The 24,365-nt window shown below is 61.1% G+C and carries 23 protein-coding genes, 1 tRNA gene and 1 other RNA gene; 18 read left to right on the forward strand and 7 right to left on the reverse strand.

The features are described from left to right. Positions 1 to 2 precede the first annotated feature (2 nt). From JQM68_RS01520 to JQM68_RS01535, 4 genes are all read left to right on the forward strand, one after another. Positions 3 to 728, forward strand: a complete 726-nt coding sequence (locus JQM68_RS01520; RefSeq protein ID WP_235221150.1) for a PP2C family protein-serine/threonine phosphatase — start codon at positions 3 to 5, stop codon at positions 726 to 728. Continuing rightward, a complete protein-coding gene (locus tag JQM68_RS01525) occupies positions 725 to 2,227 on the forward strand; it encodes a VWA domain-containing protein (protein WP_235221151.1) in 1,503 nt (500 codons plus the stop codon). The genes JQM68_RS01520 and JQM68_RS01525 overlap by 4 nt, the downstream gene beginning before the upstream one ends. Before the next feature lie 529 nt (positions 2,228 to 2,756). After that, positions 2,757 to 3,797 (forward strand): hypothetical protein, encoded by a 1,041-nt coding sequence (locus tag JQM68_RS01530; RefSeq protein WP_235221152.1) that lies wholly within the window; start codon positions 2,757 to 2,759, stop codon positions 3,795 to 3,797. Positions 3,798 to 3,819: 22 nt separating this feature from the next. After that, positions 3,820 to 4,500, forward strand: coding sequence for a PspA/IM30 family protein (locus tag JQM68_RS01535; protein WP_235221153.1), 681 nt, complete (start codon positions 3,820 to 3,822; stop codon positions 4,498 to 4,500). Positions 4,501 to 4,562: 62 nt separating this feature from the next. Here JQM68_RS01535 and JQM68_RS01540 read toward each other — a convergent pair whose 3' ends face one another. Both JQM68_RS01540 and JQM68_RS01545 read right to left on the reverse strand, forming a co-directional pair. Further along, positions 4,563 to 5,786: a M20 metallopeptidase family protein gene (locus tag JQM68_RS01540; RefSeq protein ID WP_235221154.1), complete on the reverse strand. Its 1,224-nt coding sequence runs from the start codon at positions 5,784 to 5,786 to the stop codon at positions 4,563 to 4,565. A gap of 114 nt (positions 5,787 to 5,900) precedes the next feature. Then, a tRNA-Ala gene (locus JQM68_RS01545) sits at positions 5,901 to 5,976 on the reverse strand. A gap of 157 nt (positions 5,977 to 6,133) precedes the next feature. On the opposite strand from JQM68_RS01545, the gene ffs reads away from it, so the two are divergent. From ffs to JQM68_RS01565, 4 genes are all read left to right on the forward strand, one after another. After that, an RNA gene (gene ffs / locus JQM68_RS01550) (signal recognition particle sRNA small type) lies at positions 6,134 to 6,233 on the forward strand. Positions 6,234 to 6,276: 43 nt separating this feature from the next. Beyond that, positions 6,277 to 7,977, forward strand: a complete 1,701-nt coding sequence (gene dnaX, locus JQM68_RS01555; protein WP_235221155.1) for a DNA polymerase III subunit gamma/tau — start codon at positions 6,277 to 6,279, stop codon at positions 7,975 to 7,977. Between the two features lie 14 nt (positions 7,978 to 7,991). Next, positions 7,992 to 8,354 carry a YbaB/EbfC family nucleoid-associated protein gene (locus tag JQM68_RS01560; RefSeq protein ID WP_235221156.1) on the forward strand — a complete coding sequence of 121 codons (363 nt, stop codon included), beginning with the start codon at positions 7,992 to 7,994 and terminating at the stop codon, positions 8,352 to 8,354. A gap of 55 nt (positions 8,355 to 8,409) precedes the next feature. After that, positions 8,410 to 10,176 carry a DUF4127 family protein gene (locus JQM68_RS01565; protein WP_235221157.1) on the forward strand — a complete coding sequence of 589 codons (1,767 nt, stop codon included), beginning with the start codon at positions 8,410 to 8,412 and terminating at the stop codon, positions 10,174 to 10,176. A gap of 50 nt (positions 10,177 to 10,226) precedes the next feature. On the opposite strand, the gene JQM68_RS01570 is transcribed toward JQM68_RS01565, so the two are convergent. Then, complete coding sequence (locus JQM68_RS01570) at positions 10,227 to 10,964, reverse strand: hypothetical protein (protein WP_235221158.1); 738 nt, start codon at positions 10,962 to 10,964, stop codon at positions 10,227 to 10,229. A gap of 262 nt (positions 10,965 to 11,226) precedes the next feature. On the opposite strand from JQM68_RS01570, the gene JQM68_RS01575 reads away from it, so the two are divergent. The 5 genes from JQM68_RS01575 to JQM68_RS01595 are packed head-to-tail and all read left to right on the forward strand — an operon-like array spanning position 11,227 to position 14,856. Continuing rightward, the gene (locus JQM68_RS01575; protein WP_235221159.1) at positions 11,227 to 12,303 is read left to right on the forward strand and encodes an FAD:protein FMN transferase; all 1,077 of its coding nucleotides are present in this window, start codon (positions 11,227 to 11,229) and stop codon (positions 12,301 to 12,303) included. Then, on the forward strand, positions 12,287 to 12,697 hold the full coding sequence (locus tag JQM68_RS01580) for a NusG domain II-containing protein (protein ID WP_235221160.1): 411 nt from the start codon (positions 12,287 to 12,289) through the stop codon (positions 12,695 to 12,697). Before JQM68_RS01575 ends, JQM68_RS01580 begins: the two co-directional genes overlap by 17 nt. Positions 12,698 to 12,706: 9 nt before the next feature. Next, positions 12,707 to 13,222 carry a Gx transporter family protein gene (locus JQM68_RS01585; protein ID WP_235221161.1) on the forward strand — a complete coding sequence of 172 codons (516 nt, stop codon included), beginning with the start codon at positions 12,707 to 12,709 and terminating at the stop codon, positions 13,220 to 13,222. 7 nt (positions 13,223 to 13,229) lie between these two features. Then, the gene (locus JQM68_RS01590; protein WP_235221162.1) at positions 13,230 to 14,222 is read left to right on the forward strand and encodes a 2-hydroxyacid dehydrogenase; all 993 of its coding nucleotides are present in this window, start codon (positions 13,230 to 13,232) and stop codon (positions 14,220 to 14,222) included. 13 nt (positions 14,223 to 14,235) lie between these two features. Continuing rightward, entirely contained in the window at positions 14,236 to 14,856 is a 621-nt protein-coding gene (locus JQM68_RS01595) for a formate/nitrite transporter family protein (protein WP_235221163.1), read from the forward strand. Positions 14,857 to 14,895: 39 nt separating this feature from the next. Here the strand turns inward: JQM68_RS01595 and JQM68_RS01600 are convergent, their stop codons facing one another. Then, positions 14,896 to 16,170: a LysM peptidoglycan-binding domain-containing protein gene (locus JQM68_RS01600; protein ID WP_235221164.1), complete on the reverse strand. Its 1,275-nt coding sequence runs from the start codon at positions 16,168 to 16,170 to the stop codon at positions 14,896 to 14,898. Positions 16,171 to 16,297: 127 nt separating this feature from the next. On the opposite strand from JQM68_RS01600, the gene JQM68_RS01605 reads away from it, so the two are divergent. Both JQM68_RS01605 and JQM68_RS01610 read left to right on the forward strand, forming a co-directional pair. Beyond that, positions 16,298 to 17,197: a LysR family transcriptional regulator gene (locus tag JQM68_RS01605; protein ID WP_235221165.1), complete on the forward strand. Its 900-nt coding sequence runs from the start codon at positions 16,298 to 16,300 to the stop codon at positions 17,195 to 17,197. Between the two features lie 109 nt (positions 17,198 to 17,306). Continuing rightward, positions 17,307 to 18,041, forward strand: a complete 735-nt coding sequence (locus JQM68_RS01610; protein WP_235221166.1) for a ZIP family metal transporter — start codon at positions 17,307 to 17,309, stop codon at positions 18,039 to 18,041. 76 nt (positions 18,042 to 18,117) lie between these two features. Here JQM68_RS01610 and JQM68_RS01615 read toward each other — a convergent pair whose 3' ends face one another. The 3 genes from JQM68_RS01615 to JQM68_RS01625 form a co-directional block, all read right to left on the reverse strand. Next, positions 18,118 to 19,623: a carbon starvation CstA family protein gene (locus JQM68_RS01615; RefSeq protein WP_235221167.1), complete on the reverse strand. Its 1,506-nt coding sequence runs from the start codon at positions 19,621 to 19,623 to the stop codon at positions 18,118 to 18,120. 306 nt (positions 19,624 to 19,929) lie between these two features. Beyond that, the gene (locus JQM68_RS01620) at positions 19,930 to 20,637 is read right to left on the reverse strand and encodes a response regulator (protein ID WP_235221168.1); all 708 of its coding nucleotides are present in this window, start codon (positions 20,635 to 20,637) and stop codon (positions 19,930 to 19,932) included. Further along, a complete protein-coding gene (locus tag JQM68_RS01625; RefSeq protein ID WP_235221169.1) occupies positions 20,634 to 21,713 on the reverse strand; it encodes a sensor histidine kinase in 1,080 nt (359 codons plus the stop codon). Before JQM68_RS01625 ends, JQM68_RS01620 begins: the two co-directional genes overlap by 4 nt. A 203-nt stretch (positions 21,714 to 21,916) precedes the next feature. Between JQM68_RS01625 and JQM68_RS01630 the strand changes: the two genes are divergently transcribed. The 3 genes from JQM68_RS01630 to JQM68_RS01640 all read left to right on the forward strand — a co-directional run bounded on the left by JQM68_RS01630 (position 21,917) and on the right by JQM68_RS01640 (position 24,356). After that, complete coding sequence (locus JQM68_RS01630; protein ID WP_235221170.1) at positions 21,917 to 22,507, forward strand: hypothetical protein; 591 nt, start codon at positions 21,917 to 21,919, stop codon at positions 22,505 to 22,507. Between the two features lie 156 nt (positions 22,508 to 22,663). Further along, a complete protein-coding gene (locus JQM68_RS01635; protein ID WP_235221171.1) occupies positions 22,664 to 23,119 on the forward strand; it encodes a terminase small subunit in 456 nt (151 codons plus the stop codon). Continuing rightward, positions 23,112 to 24,356 (forward strand): PBSX family phage terminase large subunit, encoded by a 1,245-nt coding sequence (locus tag JQM68_RS01640; RefSeq protein WP_235221172.1) that lies wholly within the window; start codon positions 23,112 to 23,114, stop codon positions 24,354 to 24,356. Before JQM68_RS01635 ends, JQM68_RS01640 begins: the two co-directional genes overlap by 8 nt. Positions 24,357 to 24,365: the final 9 nt, after the last annotated feature.

A 24,365-nucleotide genomic window follows, 5' to 3' on the forward strand; every position in this document is an offset into this window, starting at 1 on the left:
CTATGAGAATAACCGCCTATTCCTACACCAACCAGGGCGGCCGGGAGCATAACGAGGACAGCGTCCGCTGTGCTTTCGGCGAGGCGGGAAGTGTTTTTCTCCTGGCAGACGGTCTTGGCGGACACGGCTGCGGAGAAGTGGCTTCCCGGATGGCTGTGGATAGCATATATGAGGGGTGTACCACACTGAAGACGGCCTCTGCGGAAATGCTCCTGACTTTGATGAACGACGCCAACAACAGGATTTTGAATGCACAGAGCAGTCCGGAGCAGTCCGATATGCGTACGACTGCGGTGGCATTGCATATCACGGATCAGCGGGCGGCCTGGGCCTATGCGGGCGATTCCCGCCTGTACCATTTCAGCGGCGGTCAGATAGCCCATGTGACGAAGGATCACTCTGTCACTTACCGTAAATATATGGGCGGGGAGATTTCCTACATGGATATTTATCATGATGATGACCGGACTCGCCTGATGCGGGTTCTGGGCAAGGAAAACTGTCGTCCGGAGGGAGAAGAAACAGAAGTTGCGCCGGGAGATGCGTTCTTGCTCTGCTCGGATGGTTTCTGGGAGTATGTATATGATGAGGAAATCCTGATTGATTTCCTGAAATCCGAGAGCCCTGCACAGTGGGCCAGGAATATGCTGCTGCGGCATATCCGCCGTGCCGCACCGGGAAATGACAATTTTTCACTGATCACTGTGTTTGTGGAGGAAGAAACATGAGACATTTAAAAATCCTGCTTTCCCTCTGCCTTGCAATGCTGTTGGTGCCGGTTTCTGCCTATGCGGCAGGAGAGGTGGATGTGGTGCAGACATTGGTGCAGGATGACACTCTTTACCTGTGGATGGATACCTCTGCGCTGAGCGATCCTGTGACACAGGTGAATGCAGAGACAAACGGGGTCATACTGCCGGTTGCAGGGACTTTGCAAACGGTTGCCCAGGTGGACGGCGGCAGCTATTGTATTTTTTTGCTGGACCGATCCGGCTCCATGCCCAAGCACAAACAGGAGATCCTGAACTTTATGGATGCCTATACGGCCACCTGCCCGGATGACAGCAAATATGCGCTGGCTACCTTCGGTGATGAGTTTGAACTGGTAGCTGATGATCTGGATGGGGAGGATTTGGCTGCGGCTCTGGATCAGGTCAGCTACAGCACACAGAACACCAGGCTGTATGAAGGTACGGCAAAAGCGTTGGATCATCTGGCGAAGCGGCAGCGCCGCGGCGGAGAAATACACAGCCTTGTATTGCTGACAGACGGTGTGGAGGATGCGCCAAGTTCTGCAGTGACATTTGAGGAATTGCTGGAGCTTGCTAGTGAAGCAGGTGTACTGTTGCATGCAGTAGGCTTTGGCGATGATCAGGCATCCCTTGAGAAGCTGCAAGCCATTGCAGAAGCGGGCGGAGGACGCTGCGGTGTTCCCGGAGCAGAGCTTAGGCCTGCTGCGTTGGCAGAACAAATGACAGCAGAGATGAATCTGCTGCGGATGGCTACATTTGACCTGTCCGGCTATACTGGTCCCAAAGGCCCGCAGAGCGTAAAACTGACGTTGGCTGCCGGGGCGCAATTGCTGGGCAAAACCGAGGCGGTGGTAAATTTATCCGGTGGTACAGGCAGCGGCATGGAAACGCAGACAGTGCTGCCTGACGAGGGCTCGGAAGAGAAAGATCATATCCCTCCGACGGCTGAGGAAAGAGAGCCGGAAGCTCCTTCGGCAGAAGGAGCGCTCCCTGAAGTGAATGCAGAACTGCAGGATGCGGCAGCTGCAGAGAAAGAGACGCCCGCTGTGAGCAGTATCGTAATCGCCGGAGCTGTGGCGGCTGTGGCGGCAGTCGTTCTGGCAGTTGTAGCGTTTATGAAACGCAAAAAGCGGGATCAGCCCGAACAGTCTTCTGAGGAACCTGTTTCACCAGACAATGACCCCAATCAGGGAATTTATATGCGTCTGGAGGTAGAGCAAGGCACTTATATCGGAAAACAGACTGATTTTGGCTTGGAAGATGAGTTGCTGGTTGGATTGGGCGGGCACATTGCTTTCTCCCAATTACCGGCTCGCAGTGCCCGTATCTTTGCGGCAGATGGCGTCGTGTATATTGAACCGCTAGAGTTTGTTCAGGAAGTGTGTGTGAATGGCTTGCCGATAGCCATGCCCAATATTCTGCGAAGTGGGGATATCATTACGATTGGAGAAACGCAATTTTGCCTCAAATTTTGATAAGTTGAGCGGCTTGCGTACGTTGGAGAGTTGCTTTCGAGTTTATTCATAATGGATGAAAACGGGAATTCCCATTCTTTAACTGAGTAGGCATGCCCTGCGTGGCTCAAAAATTTAGCCTTATTTTTAGCCTTAGGGGAATAACATCGGGCGGCTTTAGACGGGACAAGCTAAAAAGTTGAAATCAAGAAAACCATTGCGGCGCAACACTTTCCGGCATTTGCCAAAACCGGCTAAAACCCGGCTTGCTCGATTCAAATCCGGGTGTCACCTCCAGAAAGAGACAGGTTTGTGCCTGTCTCTTTTTTACTTTCGATGATAGAATTCTGGAGCAAGGTCTGGCTGAAAAGTGAAAGTGCATGCGGCGCTTTGCGGTATTCGATTTTGACGACGGGGCGCAGTGCATCAACGGAGCTGGTTGTAAAAAATTTTTAAATCTTCTCCCGCAAGGCTTGACGGCGGGTGGAAAAACCTGCATGATAGAGCATAGAAACCGCCCCGGACGGGCGGTCTGAGAGAGGAGAGAACTATGGGCAGATCAGGCGGTGGAGGCGGCCATGGCGGCGGCTTTTCCGGCGGGGGATTCTCCGGCGGCGGTCGCTCTTCCGGAGGCTTTTCCGGCGGCCGCAGCAGCGGGCGTTCCGGCGGTTACGGCGGGGGCCGGCCCAGCGGCGGCCCTGGGTTTGGGCCGGGACCCGGCGGCTTCCGTCCCGGCTTCGGCGGCGTCCGGACAGGACCGATCATCATTCACAACGCACCCAGGTATGGCGGCGGCTCAAACAGCGGCGGAAACCGCAATGGCCGGAAGAACAGCGGCTGCGGGACGGCACTTTTGATCGTCTGCGTTGTATTGGTACTGCTTGCGGTGCTTTCCGCGGTGATGGGAGCGGCTTCTTCCGGAGGCAATATTCAGAAGTCTACATACCAGCGGGAAAAGCTGCCCGCTTCGGCGGTCGTGGAGACCGGATATTATACGGACGAGGGCGGCTGGTTCTCCAACTGGAATGAACTGGAAGCAGGCATGAAGTCCTTCTACCGGGAGACCGGCGTGCAGCCTTACCTGTACCTTCTGCCGAATGGAACGACGACCTCCGTCAGCGAGCTGACCGGGTTCGCGGAGGAGCTGTACGGAGAGCTGTTCCAGGACGAGGGACATTTCCTCCTGGTGTTCTGCGACGATAACAACGGCAGCTATAACTGCGGCTACACCGTGGGCAGCCAGGCCAAGACCGTCATGGATGATGAGGCCATCGCTATCCTGGCGGACTATCTGGACCGATATTATAACGACTACTCCATCAGCGAGGAGGAGATCTTCTCCAAGACTTTTGAAGATACCGGGGAGCGCATTATGACGGTGACGAAATCCCCCGCGGGAACCATTGCGGTGTGCGTGGCTGTCATCATTGTGGCGGCGCTGGTGTTCGTCACCCTGAAAAAGCGCCGGGAACAGAAGGAGAAGGAACAGCGGCAGATGGAGGACATCCTGAAAACACCGCTGGAGAAATTCGGCGACCAGGATGTGGAAAACCTGGCAAAGAAATACGAACAAGACAGCAAATCTGAATAAACATATCGAGAGGAGAAACGACATGGCGATTTTGGAACGTTTCGGAGACATTATCAAGGCGAATATCAACGACCTGCTGGACAAGTGCGAGGACCCGGCGAAGATGATCGACCAGTATCTGCGGGACCTGACGGAGAGCCTGGCCGAGGTGAAGAAGGAGACCGCCGGCGTCATGGCGGAGGAGACCCGGGCCAAGCGGATGCTGGACGAAAACGCCGCTGAGATCGAAAAGTACGACGGCCTGGCCCGGAAGGCCCTGACTGCCGGCAACGAGGGCGACGCCAAGGTGTTCCTGAGCAAGAAGCAGTCCCTGGTGGAGAAGTCCGTCAGCCTGCAGGCCACCTATGATGCGGCTCACGCCAATGCCCAGAAGATGCGCCAGATGCACGACAAGCTGGTGAGCGACATCGAGGAGCTGAACGGCCGCCGGGAGATGGTCAAGGCCAAGATGGCCGTGGCCAAGACCCAGGAGAAGGTGAACAAGGTGGCCTCCAGCACCGACAAGGCCGCCGGAGCCATGGACGCTTTCGCCCGCATGGAGCGCAAAGCCGACCAGATGCTGGACCAGGCCAACGCCATGGCCGAGCTGTCCGCCGCACCCAAGGACGAGGCCGCTGAGCTGGAGGCGAAGTACGCCGCCCAGGGCAGCTCCTCCGCCGTGGACGCCGAGCTTGCCAAGCTGAAGGCCGAGATGGGACTGTAAAGCTCAGATACCGAGTGAAAAAAGGAAGCGCCCGCGGGCGCTTCCTTTTTTGCTCGAAACAGTCAGTTTTTGTGCTCCTCCAGCCAGCGCAGGGCGGCATAAGCGTACACCGCGCTGCCGCCGGGAAGAACGCTCTCATCGAATTTCGCCATGGGATGGTGCTGGGGATAGCGGTAGCCCTTCTCCGGCTGTCCGGCGGCCAGAGCCAGCATAACAGAGGGTACCTCCTGGCTGACATAGGCGAAGTCCTCGGACCCGGCGGATTTGGAGGAGCCGCCGCCCATGGCGCTCAGCTCCGCAACGGAAAAGGCCTTTTCCTGACCCAGCAGCTCTTTCATATACTTTCCGCAGCAGAGGGACAGGTCCTTGTCATTGACCAGGGTGGGGCAGCCACTGCCGTAGGTCACGGAGGCTTCGGCCCGGAAGGATTTGGCGGTGCCCTCGGCGATCTCCGTCATCCGCTGCTTGATGAAAGCGCGGGTCTCCTCGTCAAAGGTGCGGATGCTTCCGCCCATGGTGACGGTGTCCGGGATGACGTTGGCGGCGGTGCCGGCGTTCATGGTGCCGATGGTCAGCACGGCTTGGTCTTGCATGGCCAGCTCCCGGGCGTGGATCTCCTGGAGGGCGATGAGAATGTGGGCGGCGGCGGTCAGGGGGTCCACGCCGGTGTTGGGCATGGAGCCGTGGCAGCCCTTGCCCTGGACCTTGATCTCAAAATAGTCCGCCGCCGGGGCGCTGACGCCGGGGGCGGAGACGATGACCGTGCCCGCCGGGAAGGGCATGCCCGCCATGACGTGGATCATCAGCGCCGCGTCCACCTTGGGGTTTTCCAGCAGGCCCGCTTCGATCATGTCGTGGGAGCCCTCGAAAATCTCCTCGGCGGGCTGGAACATCAGCTTCACGGTGCCGTCGATCTCGTTCTCATGGGCCTTCAGCAGACGGGCGGCGCCCAGCAGCATGGCGGTGTGCAGATCGTGGCCGCAGGCGTGCATTCTGCCGTTTTGGGACGCGAAGTCCACATCGGCTTCCTCACGGATGGGCAGGGCGTCCATGTCCGCCCGCAGCAAAAACACCTTTCCCGGACGTTTGCCGCCCACCAGGGCGACTACACCGGCGCGGCCGCAGTCCACCGGCTGAAGGCCCATGTCCGCCAGCTCTTTTTTGACAAAAGCAAGAGTCTCACCGATGTCGAAGTCAGTCCCCGGGCACTGGTGCAGGGTACGGCGTTCCGATAAAATTTGGCTTTGGATCTCATTCGCTTCGCGGAGCAGCGTTTCGGGTTTCATACCTATGACCTCCCAACAGTCTTTTGTATTGCTTCTAGTATATTACAATTTCAGCGATATTTCCATGGTTATACGGGGAAAATGAAAAACCACCTGCCGAAGACAGGTGGTTTTTGGTGGAGACGAAGAGGATCGAACTCTCGACCTTACGGATGCGAACCGTACGCTCTCCCAGCTGAGCTACGCCCCCATTTGCCGCCGGGATTCCAGCGGCAAATGATATTATACCATATTTTCCGGACTTGTAAAGACTGATTTTTGGAAATGTGAAAATTTCAGTTGATAATTCCGGAAGAGTATAGTACAATAAATAAACGATTTGAACAAGTCCTCCGCAAGCAGCTGCGGAGCCGGTCTCGCGCAATGGGACCCTGTGAATCATGTCAGGCGGGGAACCGAGCAGCATTAAGCGGGATGTTCCATGTGCCGCGAGGGTGCCGGATCCGCAGCTGCTTACGGAGGACTTTTTTGTTTGCTTTGGAGGAACTTCATGTATCAGGCCCTGTATCGCAAATGGCGGCCAAAGGTGTTTTCCGACGTCATTGGCCAGTCCCATATCACCCAGACCCTGCAAAAGCAGGTGGCCGAGGGCCGGACCTCCCACGCCTACCTGTTCACCGGGACCCGGGGCACCGGCAAGACCACCTGCGCCAAGATCCTGGCCAAGGCCGTCAACTGTGAGCATCCGGTGAACGGCGACCCCTGCTGCCAGTGTCCTAGCTGCCTGGGCATCGAGAGCGGCAGCTTCCTGGATGTGCTGGAGCTGGACGCCGCGTCCAACAACGGCGTGGACCAGGTGCGGGCCCTGCGGGACGAGGCCATTTACTCCCCCGCCAATGTGAAGAAGCGGGTGTACATCGTGGACGAGGTCCACATGCTGTCCACCCCCGCTTTCAACGCACTGCTGAAGATCCTGGAGGAGCCGCCGGAGCATCTGATGTTCATTCTGGCCACCACGGAGCTGCACAAGGTGCCTGCCACCATCCTCTCCCGGTGCCAGCGGTTCTCCTTCAAGCGCATCACCCCGGCGGATATTGCCGCGAGGCTTTCCTATGTGGCCGGGCAGGAGGGCATCGACCTGCGGCCCGACGGCGCGGAGATCCTGTCCCGGCTGGCGGACGGCGCCCTGCGGGACGGCCTGAGCCTGCTGGACCAGTGTGCCGCCGCCGGAGGCGCCATCGACAGCGCCGCGGTGCTGGATGTGCTGGGCCTGGCGGGGAACCTCCAGACCGCGCAGCTGCTGGAGTGCGTGCTGCGGCGGGACGCTAAGGCGGCACTGCTGCTGCTGAACCAGCTCTATGCCGGAGGCAAGGATGTGGGCGCCGTGCTGGGGGAGCTTTCCACCCTGGTGCGGGATCTGCTGCTGCGGCGGACCGCCCCGGAGGGCGGCGCGGCGCTGCTGTCCGGCGGGTACGATACCGCGACGCTGGACCGGCTGGGGAAGGATGTCCCCGCCGCCCGGTTCTTATATCTGGCCACTACGCTGCAGAAGGTGACGGCGGAGCTGTACGCCAGCTCCAACCGCCGCACGGACGCGGAGCTGTGCCTCATCCGGCTGTGCGATGAGAGCCTCTCCGGTGACTTGACGGCTCTGGAGAGCCGTATCCAGCGGCTGGAGGACGCCGCCGCCCGGGGCGAGGTCGTTCGGACCGCCGTGCGGGAGAGCGTGAAGAAAAAGGAACAGCCGGCGCCAAAAGCGGAGGACGCGCCTCCCTGGGAGGAGCCGCCGCTGCCAGAGGAGCCGCCTCTGCCCGACGAGCCGGGCTCCCGGACCTATGACGTGCCGGAGGAACCGGAGCCTGTGGCTCCGCCCCCGCCGCCGAAGCGGGAGCCGGTTCAGGAAGCGCCCGGCCCGGCGCCGTCTGCAGCTCCTGTGAGCGGCAACTGGTGGCGGGCCCTGGCGGAGGGCTGCAAGGGCCGCCTGCCGCCCATGTACCGGGTATTTCTCGACATGTGCGTGGGTACGCTGGACGGCGACCAGCTGACCGTCTATGCCCCCGATGACATCACGCTGGGACGGCTGGACAATGACCGGGTACGGGGCGTTCTGGGAGAGGAGGCCCTCAGGGTTTCCGGGACACCTGTGCGGCTGGTGCTCAGGGTCGGCGAGCCGCCTAAGACATCCACAAAGGAAAATTTACAGAATCTGCTGAAATTCGGCAGCCAGTTCGACAATATTGAGATCAAATAAAGGAGATAACAGATATGGGTTACAGTGCGCGCCGTGGATTTACCAACGGCAAGGCGTCCGGCGCTCAGCGCCAGGCGGAGATGCAGCAGAGGATCGCGGAAATGCAGGCGGCTATGACTTCCGCCCAGGAGAATGTGGAGGCCCAGGAGTTCACCGCCAGCGTGGGCGGCGGCGTCGTGGAGGCCAAGGTCAACGGCAAGAAGGAAGTCCTGTCCGTGACCATCAAGCCCGAGGCCGTGGACCCCGATGACGTGGAGATGCTCCAGGACCTGGTGGTGACCGCCGTGAACGAGGCCCTGCGGCAGGCGGGCGACGCCATGGAGAAGGGCATGGAGAGCGTGACCGGCAGCCTGAATCTGGGCGCGTTTGGACTGTGAGACAGAAAATGAGCGGAGCCTCCGGCTCCGCTCATTTTGGAATTGGAGAACTTCTATGAAGAAACGGATATTGGCGGCGGCGCTGGCCTGCCTGCTGCTGGCGGGCTGCGGTGTGCAGCGGACGGAGCCGGAGGCGGAAGAGCCTGCCGCCGGAGGAGCGGAGATCGCCTACGTGCCCCTGGACGACCGGCCCGACAACGTGGAGCGGGTGGTGTATCTGGCGGAGTCTTTGGGATACCGGCTGGTCATGCCGGAGGAGGTCCTCTATCGGACGGCACTGGACGGCCAGCCGAAAAACTTCGATAGCCTCCAGCGGGGGGAACCCTGGTCCCTCTACACCTGGGTGCTGGACCAGGAGGCCGCGGGCTGTGACCGCTACATCCTCTCCCTGGACCAGCTGCACTCCGGCGGATTGGTCAGCTCCCGGAGCATGACGGGGGACGAAATACCCATTCCCGGCGGCGGCACCACTTCCGCAACGGAGCTGATGGATTCCCTGCTGTCGGCTCTGGCCCGGGATGAGAACAACGTGGTCTGGCTGCTGGACAGCGTGATGCGCCTGGCTCCCACGGTGGGCTATGAGGGCGGCACGCTGGAGGATTACGACGCCCTGCGCGCCTACGGCGCGGAGCCCCGTCCGGAACTGGACGGCAGCGGTTTCACGGTGGAAAACATCGAGGCAGACTACCGGCGGAGCGGCAGCGGGGAGCCGCTGAACCCGACGGCCTTTGGACTGACGGAGGCGCGGGTGGACGAATACCTGGCCGCCCGGAGCCGGAAGCTGAGGCTCTCCGACCGGATGCTGGAGACCGTGCGGGGCGATGGGTACGAGAATTTCCGGGTACTCATCGGCATCGATGATTCCTCCGCCGAAGAGTGTATCCAGAAAAATGAGATCGCCTATCTGCGCAGCCTGCTGCGCCAAGGGGACGCGCTCCTCTCCGGTGTGGACGATCTGGCGTTCAAGGCGGTGGTGAAGCTGTACCTGGAGGAGACCGGCTGGACAGGGGCCAATGTTGCGGTGCGCTATTACGGCGGCACTGAGGACCAGCCCGCCTGCATCTATGATTTCCAGCCCTTGACGAGTATTATTGCAGAGCATCTGGAATTTTTCGGACTGACGGAGACGGCGGATGCCGAATTGCAGCTCCTGGTGCTGACGCAGCCTGCCGACGAGACGAAAATGGCTGCTTATTACGGCGCGCTGATTGACGATTTGAACGACTGCCGGAAACAGAACCGGCCCGTCATCCTCATTGACGCGGGCAACAACCGCTACGGCACGGCCTTCCACGACGCGCTGACGAAGGAGACGGAGCTGGGCTGGCTTTTGAGCTACGCCGGCTTTTTGGACATGGCCATCGTCACCGGCACGGCGCTGAGCCACGGCGTGGCCCGGTACGCCTTCCTGCAAAACGGCGGGCAGACAGACGCTACGGAGCGGGCGTTTGCCCGGACTCTGGCGGACAGCGTCATTAAGGACTTCTGCTACCGGAATGTGGTGCGGGAGGATGTGGCGGCCTACGTGCGGGATAACCTGGGGGGCAACGCCAACAATTTCTGGCAGCCCGATATTGACCGGGAGAGCGTGACGGCCCTGCTGGAGCGGCGGATGACAGAGGAAACGGCGGATGTGGTGAAAAACCTGGAGCGGAGCAACCTGATCTCGTCCTTGGCGCCTTATGAGGAACGGGGCTGGGGCGGCATCCGCCTGGAGAATTACCGCTTCCCCTGGGACCGCGCCTTTGAGATCGGCATGGACATTCAGCTGGGAGATTTTACGGAACCCCATGAAAAGGTGCTGGGGCTGTATATCAGGTGAATCATAAAAAACAGGCCCGTCCGAAAGGACGGGCCTGAACATTATGTGCATTACAGCTGCTTGACAGTGTAGTACACGGCCAGAGCAAAGACCACGATGGCCAGGATCCACATGACATAGTAGGCAATCGTGGCGCTGACCAGCCCCGCAGCAATGGCTGCCACAGACAGGCCGCAGGCAATGTATACCGGAAGGGTATCGGCATTGGCGGGCAGCAGTTTGCGGAGCTTGCCCTGCTTTGTCAGCAGAGCGACGGCGGCTGCCGCCACCAGGTAGATCACGGCAACGGCTTTCACATAGATGCCGTAATACTGGCTGGAGCCCGCACGACGGCAGATCCAAAGGATGACCAGTGTGATGCCCAGAATGGTCAGGGCCAGGGCGCATTCCCGGTCATACAGGCTCCAGAGGATGCCCAGCAGCATCACCACGGGGACGACCACGGTGAACAGCGTCAGAGTGGCCATGTTCCAGCGGATCAGCACGGCGGACAGCGCCAGGAACGCACCGGCCGCGGCCACAGACAGCGCGGGGACCAGCTTCTTTTTATCGGCCCGCCAGAGGGCGGCGCACACCGCACCGATGACCAGCAGGACCGCGCCGGCACCCATCAGGTAAAACAGGTAATGATCAAACCAGGCAATCTGCTGCACAGCGGTGCCGTTGGCATAAAAACGGCGGACGATTAGCAGATACAGCTCTGCTACACATCCGGCCAGGAAGAATTTCATGGCGCCGGTCATGGGTTCGTCCCGCTTGACGGGCTTATTATTGCTTTTTTTCGGCATATTATATTAGACCTCCGGGGTTGTTTTCTCAAAAATGGAAAGCGGCATAAAAAGCGCCGCCGACATACTTTGATAGTATAACAGGTTTTGGAGGCGTTTGCAAGGGTAAAGCCATATGCTTTTTTCCTTTTGCCGTTTTTGGCGTTCCTATTTCTGATTTCAGAAGGATTTTCGGTTGAGAAGCACACCGGAGCGTGATATACTACTTAAATATGACACCAACGAATTCCTTTCGGAAATCCAGAACATACGGAGGAAACCTATGAAACGTTTTGCGGCGGCCGCACTGGCCGCGCTGATGGCGGCCGGACTCAGCGGCTGCGGCTGGCAGACGGTGGACCCGGACGAGGCGCGGGAGAGCATCCAGGTCATCGCCATGGATACGGTCATGATCTTTACAACTTACGGGGAAAAAAGCACCCACGCCGACTACCTGTCGGAGGACGAGGTGCGGCGGCTGGAGAGCCTGCTGTCCCGGACGGACAGCGAGAGCGTGGTCTCTCAGCTCAACAACGCCGGCGGCCTGGGCATTTCCGTGGGTGAGGAGGTCGGCGGCCTGCTGGCCGCGGCAGAGGAATACTCCCTGGCGACGGGCGGGGCCTTCGACATCACCATCGCCCCGGTGGTCTCCGCCTGGGGCTTTACGGAGGAGGAAAACCGGGTGCCCTCTCAGGAAGAGCTGGACGGGCTGCTGGCCCTGGTGGGGCCGGAGCATGTGACGTTGGACGCTGATGCCGCGGCGCTGACCCCCGGCACCCAGATCGACCTGGGCGGCATTGCCAAGGGCTACGCCTCCGACCGCGTGGCGGAGATTTTGAAGGAAAACAACATCCCGCGGGCCACGATCAGCCTGGGAGGAAACGTGCTGGCCTGGGGGGACCGTCCCGACGGGACGCCCTGGCGGGTAGGCATTCAGGACCCTCAAAACGCGGACAGGGCCGACGCCTACGCGGGAATGCTGAAGCTGGAAAACGCCTTTGCGGTCACCTCCGGCGGATACCAGCGCTTTTTTGAGGCGGACGGTAGGACCTACCACCACATCATCGACCCCGCCACCGGGTATCCGGCGGACAGCGGCCTCACCTCCGTCACCGTGGTGGCGGACTGCGACTGGGATGAAGTGGACGGCAGGCCCGGCGTGGGGACCATGTGTGACGCTCTGTCCACCGCCTTGTTCGTGATGGGCGAGGAAAAGGCGCTGGACTTCTGGCGCAGCGGCGTCTATGACTTTGACCTGGTGCTGGTGACGGAGGACGGCCGGGTGGTCGTCACCGACGGTATCGCCAATGAATTTGAGGCGAGTGAGGAGAGCGGATACAGCTATGAAGTCGTCTCCTAAACTGCGGCCCTGCCTTTGGGACGCTCTGGTGGTATTGCTGGTCGCGGCCCTGGCGGCGGCCTGCGCGCTGGCGGTCTGGGGCGGTCACAGCGGCTCCGGGCCTCTGACGGCGGTGGTGACCGTGGACGGGGCGGAGGCGGAGCGCGTGGAGCTGGACCGGCTGAAGGGCACCGCTGAACGCACGTATTCCGGCGGCGGATATACGCTGCGGGTATCCATGGAGCCCCACGGAGGCGTTCGGGTGGAGGAGGCGGACTGCCCCACCCAGGACTGCGTCCACACGGGCACCATCACCCGGGCGGGACAGAGCATCGTGTGCCTGCCCGCACGCATCATCATCCGGCTGGAGGGCGGCCCGGTGGACAAGGACGCCCCGGATGTCGTCATCGGATAGGAGGCGGCCATGAAGCTGACGACCAAACAGCTGACGCTGTGCGCGGTATTGACCGCCATGGCGCTGGCCCTGAGCTATCTGGAGAACTTTTTTCCCCTGTCCCTGGCCATCCCCATCCCCGGCGTGAAGCTGGGCCTTGCCAACATCGTGACGGTGTTTGCCCTGTATGTGCTGGGGCCGGGACAGGCCATGCTGATTTTGCTTGCCCGGTGCCTGCTGGGAGCGGTGTTCGCCGGGAATATGAACGCCCTCATCTTTTCCCTGCTGGGCGGCGTGTCTGCCATGCTGGTGATGATAGGCTTATCCCGGTGGCGGCGGCTGTCGGTCTACGGCGTGTCCGTGGGCGGCGCGGCGGCCCACAACTGCGGCCAGGTGGCCGCGGCGGTGCTGACCCTGGGCAACACGGCACCCCTCTATTATCTGCCGATCCTGCTGGGAGTATCCCTGTTTACCGGGGCGCTTACTGGCCTGGTCACCGCCTGCCTGTTCCGGGCGCTGGCCCATACAAATCTGATGCGGGAGTGAACTGCCCATGAAAGTTCTGGTATTGACCATGAAAAAGCGGTATGACCGCTTTGCACCGAAGAATTCTCCGGCCTATCAGACGGCGGAGCTGATCTTCTGCGACCGGGAGGCCTCCGAGGAGGAGTGGCTGGCTGCCGGCGGCGACGCCGAGGTCATCTTCGTCACCCCGGTGACCTGGGTGCGGGAGAGTTTGATCGCCCGGATGCCCAATTTGAAGATGATCCACAGCGAGGGCGTGGGCTTTGACCGCATCGACCTGGAGGCGGCGAGGCGCCGGGGCGTCTATGTGTGCAACAACGCCGGGTGCAACGCGGGACCTGTGGCGGAGCAGGCGGTGATGCTGATGACCATGCTGCTCCACCATACCCTGTGGGGCCACCGCATGGTGCTGGAGGGCCATCAGGGTGAGGCAGTACGGGAGATCGAGGGCAATGTGCCCCTGGACCTCACCGCCGCCAAGGTGGGACTGGTGGGCTTCGGCGCCATCGGCCAGGAAACGGCGGCGCGGCTGCGGCCCAACGGCACGGAGGTCTATTACTATGCCCGCCACCGCAGGGACGAGGAGACGGAGAAGCGGCTGGGCGTGACATACCTGCCCCTGGAGGAGCTGACCGCCCGGTGCGACATCGTGAGCCTCCACCTGCCCGCCACCGCCGAGAGCACCCATCTGGTGGACCGGGACTTTCTGGCCCGGATGAAGCCGGGGGCCTTCCTGGTCAACACCGCCCGGGGGGCCATCATCGACGACGAGGCGCTATGCGAGGCCATCCGTTCCGGCCATCTGGGGGGAGCGGGGCTGGACGCCTATGCCCCGGAGCCCGTCCCGGCGGACCATCCGCTGGTGAAGCTGGCCCATGAGTGCCCGGACAAGCTGATTTTGTGCCCCCACCAGGCGGGCATCTCCCTGTCCTCCTTCCACAATGTGTACCGGATGCTGTTCGAGGACCTGGGACGCGTTATGGCGGGACAGCGGCCGGAAAACATCGTCAACGGATTATAAGGAGGGCTGCGCCATGAGAGAGAAAGCGGCGTTATTTTTAAATTCCGTGCTGGGCGGCGTGTGCATCGGCATCGGCGGTGTGGTGTTTTTGTCCTGCGAGAACAAGGTGACCGGGGCGGTGTTCTTCTGCCTGGGCCTGTTTGCCATCTGCACCTTTGGGTTTAACCTGTTCACCGGGAAGGTGGGATACATCTTTGAGCAGCCGCCCCGCTACGCGGCCTTTGTAGCGTCGGTATGGCTGGGGAACCTGGTGGGCACCGGGCTGGTGGGCTACGGCATCCGCCTGACCCGCATCGCGGGTATCACGGAGAAGGCGGCGGCTATGTGCCGGACGAAGCTGGATGACAGCCTGCTGTCCATCTTCATTCTGTCCGTGCTGTGCAACATTCTGATGTTCATTGCCGTGGACGGTTTCAAGAACAACCCCCATGAGGTGGGAAAGTACATCGGCATTTTCCTGGGGGTGACGGTGTTTATCCTGTGCGGCTTTGAGCACTGTGTGGCCAATATGTTCTATTTCTCCGCCGCCAATGTGTGGGGCGGCAGGGCGCTGGGGTACATGCTGGTGATGACCCTGGGCAATGCCTGCGGCGGCGTCATCATCCCGCTGTGCCGGAGATTGCGGACGAAATAAATGGAAAATCCCTCTGCGGTTCCGCAGAGGGATTTTTTATCACCGGATGTCGTACAGGGAATCCAGCACCAGCCAGGTCTGGGAAAAGGGGCGCATGAGGTTCCAGAACCCGGCGCCCAGGAAGCCGTATTCCGCGATGAGGCGCAGCTTGGCGTCCATGCTGCGGGCGTCCTCGAACCAGACCTCGTGGACGGTGCCGCTTTCGTCGGTATAGTGGAAGAAGGGGGACTGGGCGGTCTCGTCGTACTGGATGGCGATGCGGTGCTCCACCGCCAGCTCGATGGCCCGCTGGTTCGAGATGGACTGGGCCCGGGTGACGCCCTGGACAAAGGGCAGGGGCCAGTCATAGCCGTAGTTGGGGACGCCCAGGAGAATTTTCTCCGGGGGGATCTCCGTCACGGCGTAGTCCAGCACCGCCCGGACGTTGGGAATGGGGGCGACTGCCATGGGCGGGCCGTAGGTATAGCCCCACTCATAGGTCATCAGGAGGACGGCGTCGGCGGCGAGGCCCACGGCGGCGTAGTCGTGGCCCTCGTACAGCAATCCCCGCTGCCCGGCGCTGGTCTTGGGGGCCAGAGCCGCCCAGAGAAATAATCCCTGGGGGTGGAGCATCCGCCGCAGGCGGGTGAGAAATTCGGCGTAGGCCGACGCCAGGTCCCCGGGCAGATACTCGAAATCCACATCCAGCCCGGCGTAGCCCCGGCGGAGGATGGTCTGGAACACCTCCTCCGCCAGCCGGTCCTGGACGGCTTCGTCGGTCAGCACCAGCTGGGCCCGCTGGGTGTCGAACTGGCCGGATTCCGTCAGGGTGGACAGGTGCATCACGGGACGGGTCCAGTGCTGCCGGGCGGCCGCCAGCAGGGCGTCGTCCTCCAGGGGCAGCAGGCCGCCGTCGGCGGTGATGCCGTAGGTGAAGGGGGTCAGGTAGGTCACATAGGGGAGCTGCGCCGAGAGCAGGGCGCGGTCGATATAGGGATAGGCGTAGCCGTTGAACGAAGCGGCACCCAGCTTTTCATCAAAATAGGAGATCACCAGGTCCTGGCCGGGATACAGGTTTTCCGGGCCGCCTAAATACCAGTTGTTCCGCCAGAGCTGCCGCACGGTGATGCCGTAGCGGGCGGCGATGGAGTACAGCGTCTCGCCGGGGGAGACGGCATGGACCTGCCGGGGAAAGCGGACCACCAGCGTCTGGCCTACCGCCAGAGCCAGATCGGAGGGGACCGCGTTATCAGCGGTCAGACGGGCGGGGTCCACCCCGTAATAGGCCGCGATGGAATCCACACTTTCGCCGGGGCGCACTACATGGATCGTCATTTCAACATCACCTCCCCAAAACCTATGCGGTTTTTTGCACGGTATGCGAAAAAGACTTGCCTTTTTGAAAAAGCCGCGATACCATGACGATAGGTATATGAAATGGGAATGCCTATGAGAAAACAGCATGGCAAAGAAAGAGGGAGAGCACGTGAATATCCGTAAGTACGAGGCGTTCGTGCGGGCTGTGGAGCTGGGAAGCCTTTCCAAGGCGGCGGAGGAACTGGGCTATACCCAGTCCGGCATCAGCCACATGATGCAGTCTCTGGAGGAGGAAGTGGGATTTCCGCTGATGGTGCGCACCTCCTCCGGCATCCAGGCCAACAGCGAGGGCGAGATGCTGCTGCCGGTCATCCGTCAGCTGCTGAATACCAACGAATCGCTGGAGCAGTATATCGCAAAGATCAAAGGGGCCGACACCGGGCGCATCCGCATCGCCGCCTATCCCAGCGTGGCGACCTACTGGCTGCCGGGGATCATCCGGGATTTCCAGAAGGACTACCCCCATGTGGAGATCCAGATCTTTGAGGGCGGCTCCGATACCATTGAGGAGATCATGGACAACCGGCAGGCGGAGCTTTGCCTCTACGCCGGCGGCGAGGGGAAGAGTTTTGAATGGCTGCCCCTGTGCCGGGACCGGCTGCTGGTCCTGGTGCCGCCGGGACATCCGCTGAGCCGGGAGAAGTCCGTGCCGCTGGAAGCCCTTTTGGACGAGGAGTTTATCATGCCTATGCCGGGATATGACGGCGAGGTGCGGTTCATTCTGGACAAGCTGCCCCACTGGCCCCACATCCTGTTTTCCGCCTGCAGTGATTATGCCATCATCAACATCGTTACCGAGGGGCTGGGCGTGTCCATCCTGCCGGAGCTGCTGCTGAAGAATTACAGCCACAAGGCCGTGGCGCTGCCCATGGAGCCGCTGCAGGAGCGGATGCTGGGCCTGGGAGTCCCGCAGATGAAGACCGCGTCTCCGGTGACGCTGACCTTTATTCAATATGTAAAACGGTACGTGGAGGGCATGAAATAGCCGGGGGAAGAATACCCTGGAATGAGCCTGGTCACACATGAAAATCGGGAAGAAAATCGAGCGGGAAGCCGGGAGGCTTCCTGCTCGGTGTTTTTAAGGAGGATACAGGATGGGAATGCTGGGACAGGTGCTGCTGGTGACGGCGGCGGCAGGCATCGGCGGGACGGGACTGGGAGGCGGAGCGGCCTGCCTGTTCCGCCGGGATTCCAGCCGGACGGTGAGCCTGCTTTTGAGTTTCGCCGCCGGCGTCATGGTGGCGGTGGTGTGCTTTGACCTGCTGGCGGAGGCGGCGCCGGGACGGATGCCGGTGACGACAGTGGGCATCCTGGCGGGCTACGGCGTGACGGCGGGGCTGAACCGCGCTTTGGAGCGAAGGGAACGGACGGAGGAGCGGAGCAGCCTCCTGCTGGCGGGGGTGGTGATGGCGGCGGCCATCGCCCTCCACAATGTGCCGGAGGGCATGGTCATCGGGACGGCTTTCGCCGGTGGGGAAGCGGGCAGCGGATGGCTGCTGGCGGCGGTCATCGGCCTGCACAACATCCCGGAGGGGATGGCGGTAGCGGTGCCTATGGCGGCGGGGGGAGAGCGGCGGTGGAAGGCCGCCGCGACAGCGGCCCTTACCGGGGCTCCTACCATACTGGGAGCGGCGCTGGGGTACGCCGTGGGGACGCTGAGTCCGGCGGCGCTGGCGGCGGTGCTGAGCCTGGCGTCCGGGGCGATGCTGTATGTGGTGTTCGCGGAGCTGCTGCCGGAGGCGGCGGGGCTGTGGCAGAGCAAGCTGCCGGCCCTGGCAGCGGTGCTGGGCATGATCGTGGGAATGGCCATTACGCTGGGGCATGGATAGAAAAAAGAGAGCCCGCCGCGGGAAACGCGGCGGGCTGAGAGAAGGGAGAAAACGAGGTGACCTCGTTATCCGCGGATCATTTTGCCAGGACCCGGGCGGAGCGCTTCTTGCCGTACCAGACAATGACGCCCACATAAGCCGCGGCAGCACAGGCACCGATGAGGTAGGCGATGGCCCAGGGAATGTGGAAGCCGATCTTGGCGTTCATAATGAAGGTGACGGTGACGAAGCAGTAGAACGCTCCGGGGATCAGGGGGATCCAGACAAATTTGCTCTTGCCGTTTTCAAACATCCAGACGGAGATGGCAAGGAACGCGAACAGGGACAGCGTCTGGTTGGACCAGGCGAAGTAACGCCACAGAATGTTGAAGCCGTTGGGATTCGTCTTGGCGAACACCAGGATCACAGCCACCAGGGCGAAGATGACGGCGGACAGGCTCAGGCGCTTGGCGTTGGAGCTCTGGTCGATGTGGAATGCCTCGGAGATGGACAGGCGCAAGCCCCGCAGCGCGGTATCGCCGGAGGTGATGGGCAGGACGATGATGCCGAGTAATGCGACGATGCCGCCTACATTGCCCAGAACGTCGCGGCAGACGATGCCGACCGTGCCGGTGGCGAGGCCGGCGTTGGCCTCCTGCATACCCAGGTTGTACACGCCCATGGCGGCGGCGGCCCAGACCATGGCGATGAAGCCCTCCAGGACCATCATGTTGTAGAAGGTCATGCGGCCCTGCTTCTCGCTCTTCATGGTGCGGGAGATGATGGCCGTCTGGGTGGAGTGGAAGCCGGAGAGGATGCCGCAGGCCACGGTGATGAAGAAAATGGGAATGAAGTGGTTGGCGGTGAAGTAGTCCTGATAGCTGAAGGCGGCCTTCGCGCCGTCCTGCATGACGTAAGCGGCGGGAGCGACCCACTCGTCCCAGAGGTCGAGCAGGGGATAGCCCTTGGCAAACAGACCGATGAACACGCCCAGGGCGGAGAACAGCAGGATGGCGCCGAAGACGGGGTAGATCTTACCGATGATGGCGTCGATGGGGAACACGGTGGCGATCAGGTAATAGGCAAAGATAACGCCGTAGATGACCCAGGTGGAGACAGAGGTGGCCTTGCCGTCAAAGCCGAAGACCTGGGTGGCGGCGATGTCGCCGGGGGTGTAGATGAACACGGCGCCCACCAGCAGCAGAAGCAGGGAGCAGAACACCTGATACACGGTGTAGACGCCCTTGTTGCTGTACCGGCGGATCATGGTGGGCATCTGGGTGCCGCCGTCCCGGAGACAGATCATGCCGGAGAAATAGTCATGCATGGCGCCGCCGATGATATTGCCGATGGGGATGGTGATGAACGCGATGGGCCCGAACAGAATGCCCTGGATGGGCCCGAAGATGGGGCCTGTACCTGCGATGTTCAGCAAATTGATGAGGCCGTTTTTCCAACCTCTCATGGGGATGTAATCCACGCCGTCCTGCTTCGAGTAGGCGGGGGTCTCCCGGTCGTCGGGGCCGAAGACCTTTTCACAGAATTTGCCGTACAGGGCGGCTCCGCCGAAAAGGATCACGAGGCCGATGATAAATGTTGTCATTTACACACACTCCTTTTCCTGTTTTTGCGGTTTCCCCGTGGGAGAGAAAATCCGGGGAACCACAAGCTCTGTTATTACCATAGCAGATTTTGAAGGGACTGTGCGTTAAGGAAGAGGAGGGAGAAATACAGACCCTGTGAGGGATGACAGGCGGCGTGTTAAAAAACTGCCAATTTGAAAAAAATGGAAGAAATAGCTGACCGGGATACTGCTCCTGATTTGAAAAAAGACCCCCTGTTTGTCAGAAAATGCGGTTCTGACAAGCAGGGGGGATTTTTTCAGGAAAGCATGGTTTTGCTGGCTGAATTACTCACATTCCGCCAGGCGGTAGCCTACGCCGACCTCTGTGAAGAGGTATTCCGGCTCCGCGGGATTTTTCTCAATTTTCCGCCGGATGTTGGCCATGTTTACCCGCAGGATCTGGTTGTCGCCGCCGGCGCGGGGACCCCACAGCTCTTTCATAATGAAGTCGTAGGTCAGGACTTTGCCGGCGTATTTTCCCAGGAGGGCCACGATGCGGAATTCGCTTAGGGTCAGCCGGACATTCCGGCCGTTTTTCAGGACCTGGTGCTTGTTGTAGTCGATGGTCAACTCACCCACGGTATAGGTGCCCTTCTGCGCGATCTCGTCGTTGCCGCTGGCGGTGCGGGTATGGCGGATGGCGGTGCGGACCCGGGCCAGCAGCTCGTCGGTGCCGAAGGGCTTGGTCAGGTAGTCGTCGGCGCCCAGGTCCAGGGCGGTCACCTTGTCCTTTTCGTGGGAACGGGCGGAGACGACCACCACCGGCAGGCTGGACCAGCTTCTGAGCTGGCGGAGAATTTCCAGGCCGTCCATGTCCGGCAGCCCCAGGTCCAGAATGATGAGGTCCGGACAGTGGGAGGAGATCATGGACAGGGCCTCCGAGCCGCTGCGGGCCTGCATAGACTCATAGCCGTTGGCGGACAGGACGGAGGAAATAAAGTGGGCAATGCTTTTTTCGTCTTCAACGACCAAAATCTTTTCCCGGATATTCATGGATGTACCTCCTCTTGCAAGGGCAGACGGAACAGAAATTCCGCGCCGGTTTCCAGATTGCGGGCCTCCATCGTGCCGCCGTGGGCCCGGACGATGGCCAGGCACACGGACAGCCCCAGGCCCATGTTGCGTTTGCCGTCTCCGGCGGGGGTCTCGCTGTGCTTCAGAGAGCCGTCAAACAGGGCGGGGAGCGCTTTCGGGGGAATGCCGCGGCCGTTATCCCGGACGGAGAAACAGGCAAAATTGTCTTCTTTGCGGACGGAGAGACTGATCGCGGTGGTCGTTTCGCCGTGGAGCACGGCGTTTTCTAGCAGATTGGACAGCACCTGGGCGATCAGAATGGGGTCCATGGGGACCAGAAGAAGCTCTTCCGGGGCGGACACGGAGACGGCTATCTGGGGGAAGCGGCGGCGGAATTTTTGGGCGGTTTCGCCCAGGACCTCCTCGGCCGCTTCCGGGGATTTCGTGATGCTGGTCTGGTCGCCGCCGATGCGGGTGATGGACAGCAGATTCTCCACCACCCGGATCAGCCACTGGGCGTCGTCCCGGGCGTCCTCCAGCAGGATGCTGCGGTCCTCTATGGACATCTCCGGGTTTTCCAGGACGGCGGAGGTGGCGCCCAGTATGGCGGTGAGCGGCGTGCGGATGTCATGGGAGACGGAGCGGAGCAGGTTGGCCCGCATCTTCTCCTTTTCGTTTTCCGCCCGCAGACGCTCCTGCTGCTTGGCCTGGGCGGTGAGGGTGCCGGTGATGATGGAGACCATCAGAAAGGTCAGAAAGGTCAGGGGATAACCGGAAATCGTGAAGTTGACCGCCCAATAGGGATATGTAAAGACGAAGTTGACGCAGATCACGCCCAGCACGGAGGCGATGAGACCGAAGAGATAGCCGGTGGTCAGGCGGGAGATCAAAAGGACCGCCAGAACAAATACCGGCGAGGCAAAGCCATCGCTGCTGTCCGCCAGGCGCAGAAGGCTGCACAGGCCGATGGCACAGGAGAGAATGACGGCGGAGACCAGCAGGTCCTTCCAGGAAAAGGGAAACAGCCGCGCCGCCAGAGAACGTTTTGAGGTCAAGGGAAAGCCTCCTTTAAAATCTTAGGAAAGCAGTACCGGATACTAGGACCATTATATCAGATATGCCGTTAAATTGCCGCTAAAAAACTTGGCGCCTTCTTAACAGTTTGGAAAAACCTATTGACAGCGGCTGAACAAAAATGGGCGTATCATAATAAACAGGCGGGAGACCGCCGGAATCTTGCAAAGGAGCGTGGACAGAGATGGGAGAAAAACGAAGCACCGAACAGGCATTTCAGAACTATTTGCGCAGCGGCGAACAGGTGCGCTGGCACGGCGTGACGAAGCCTTTCCCACTGCTGGAGCGGGACGCCAAGTTTTTGATTTTGGGAAAATGGATCGGCACTGGGGCCGTCACCGCGGTCCTTCTGCGGCTGTACATCGGAAACAGTCCGGATTGGAGCTTAAAGGCGGTGATCGCCGTGCTGCTGGTCGCGGCACTGCTGATCGTATCCCCGTTTGTGGAGAAATGGAACGTGCTGGGACAGCAATATTGGATCACCGACCAGCGGGTGATCTTCATGAGCCGGGACAGGACGTTTTACTATATGGAGCTGGCCGACATTGATGACATCCGGCTGGTGGAAGGTCAGACGGAGGAGGGAACGCTGGTGGTGGGAAGCCGCGTTTTTGAGGACATCAAACGGCAGCTCCGGTGGCGGGCATGCCATCCCAAGACCAATGTGCAGAGCGACGGCCCTATGGATAAGGCGGAGGGACTTGTGCTTTTTTCAGTCAGTGACAGCAAAAAAGCGGCGGACTGCCTGCGGCAGCAGTTGGGCTGGGCCGCCTGAAACAATGGACAATGGCGCTGTGGGAAACCACAGCGCTATTTCTTTTTTGAAAATTCCGCCGGCGGCGCCAGCGGAATATTTTTTTCGGCGACGCACAGAAATGTGCAACTTTTCCGACAGGGCGGCCTTGAGTGTGAGACGGTGAGGAGGGGACGAATGGAGAAGAAACAGAATGAGGACGCCTTTTGCAGGGCCTATCTGCGGACGATGGATCCGGAACGGGCGGCTGCGGAGAGCGGATGCCGGAATGGATTTTCCATGCTGCGGCGCAGGACTGTCCGGGAGCGGCTGGAGCGGATGCGGGAGGCCGCGGCGGGACAGCTGCGGCGGGAGGATGTGCTCCGGCGGCTGGCGGAGCTGGCTTTCGGACGGGCCAATGACGGGGCTGGACTGGCGCTGCGGCCCGGAGAGACCGACCCGGAGGGACTGGACCTGTCCGCTGTGTCGGAGCTGAAGGTGACGGACAAGGGTGTGGAAGTGAAATTCGTGGACCGGGTGCGGGCGCTGGAGACGCTGTGGAACCTGCTGGAGAGCGGCGGCGACGGCGGCGCGGAGGAGCTGTACCGCGCCCTGGAGGACATCGCCGGACAGATGGAGGACATGAATGGCTAGACCGCTGCGGTTTTCCGCAAAACAGAGGAAAGTGCTGTCCTGGTGGTACCGGGATGAGTGGGAGGCCATCATCTGCGACGGCGCCGTCCGAAGCGGCAAGACCTTTTCCATGGGGCTGTCGTTCTTCCTGTGGGCCCAGAGCCGGTTCGACGGCCAGCAGTTCGGCCTTTGCGGAAAGACCATCGGGTCCCTGCGGCGGAATCTCCTGGCGGAGCTGATACCCTATCTGCGGCGGCTGGGCATGACTGTGGGGGAAAAGCGGACGGAGAATCTGCTGACCGTCCGCTATCACGGGCGGGAGAACCGCTTTTTGCTGTTCGGCGGCAAGGATGAATCCAGCGCGGCGCTGATCCAGGGCAGCACCCTGGCGGGGGTGTTTCTGGATGAGGCGGCGCTGATGCCCCGGTCCTTTGTGGAGCAGGCCATCGCCCGGTGCAGCGTGCCCGGGAGCCGGCTGTGGTTCAACTGCAATCCGGAGGGACCCCAGCACTGGTTTTACCAGGAGTGGATCCTGAAGGCGGAGGAGCGGCGGGCGCTGCGGCTGCACTTTACCATGGAGGACAATCCGGGGCTCTCGGCCCGCATCCGGGCCAGGTACCAAAACGCGTGCTCCGGCGTGTTTTACCGGCGGTTCGTCCTGGGAGAATGGACCGCCGCCCAGGGGCTCATCTACGACTTTTTCGATTCGGAGCGGGATGCCGTGGAGACGCCGGAGGGGCCGTTCTCCCAGTGGCGTATCTCCGTGGACTACGGAACGGCCAATCCAGCGTCCTTCGGCCTGTGGGGAAAGAAGGACGGCGTGTGGTACCGGACGGAGGAGTATTACTACGATTCCCACAAGGCGGGCCGGCAGCGGACGGACGCGGAATACGCCGACGACCTGACACGGCTGGCGGCGGGACGGGACATCGAACGGGTGGTGGTGGACCCGTCGGCGGCCAGCTTCATCGAAGTTTTGCGGCGGCGGGGGTTCCGGGTCATCCGGGCGGACAATGCCGTGGCGGACGGCATCCGCACCACGGCGGACATGCTGCGGAGCGGGAAACTGGCGCTGTGCCGGGGATGCGCGGACTGCCTGCGGGAGATCGGACTGTACTGCTGGGATGAGCGCAGCGGCCGGGATGTGCCCCGAAAAGAACATGACCACGCCATGGACGAGATGAGATACTTTGCGATGGACCTGGCGGGGGAACAGGAGTGCGGCTTCGCGGCGGTGGCGGTGGAGCGGCGGCCATGAGCGAATAAA

The organism is Oscillibacter valericigenes (genome assembly GCF_021531435.1).
In the GTDB taxonomy this organism is placed as follows: domain Bacteria; phylum Bacillota; class Clostridia; order Oscillospirales; family Oscillospiraceae; genus Oscillibacter; species Oscillibacter valericigenes_B.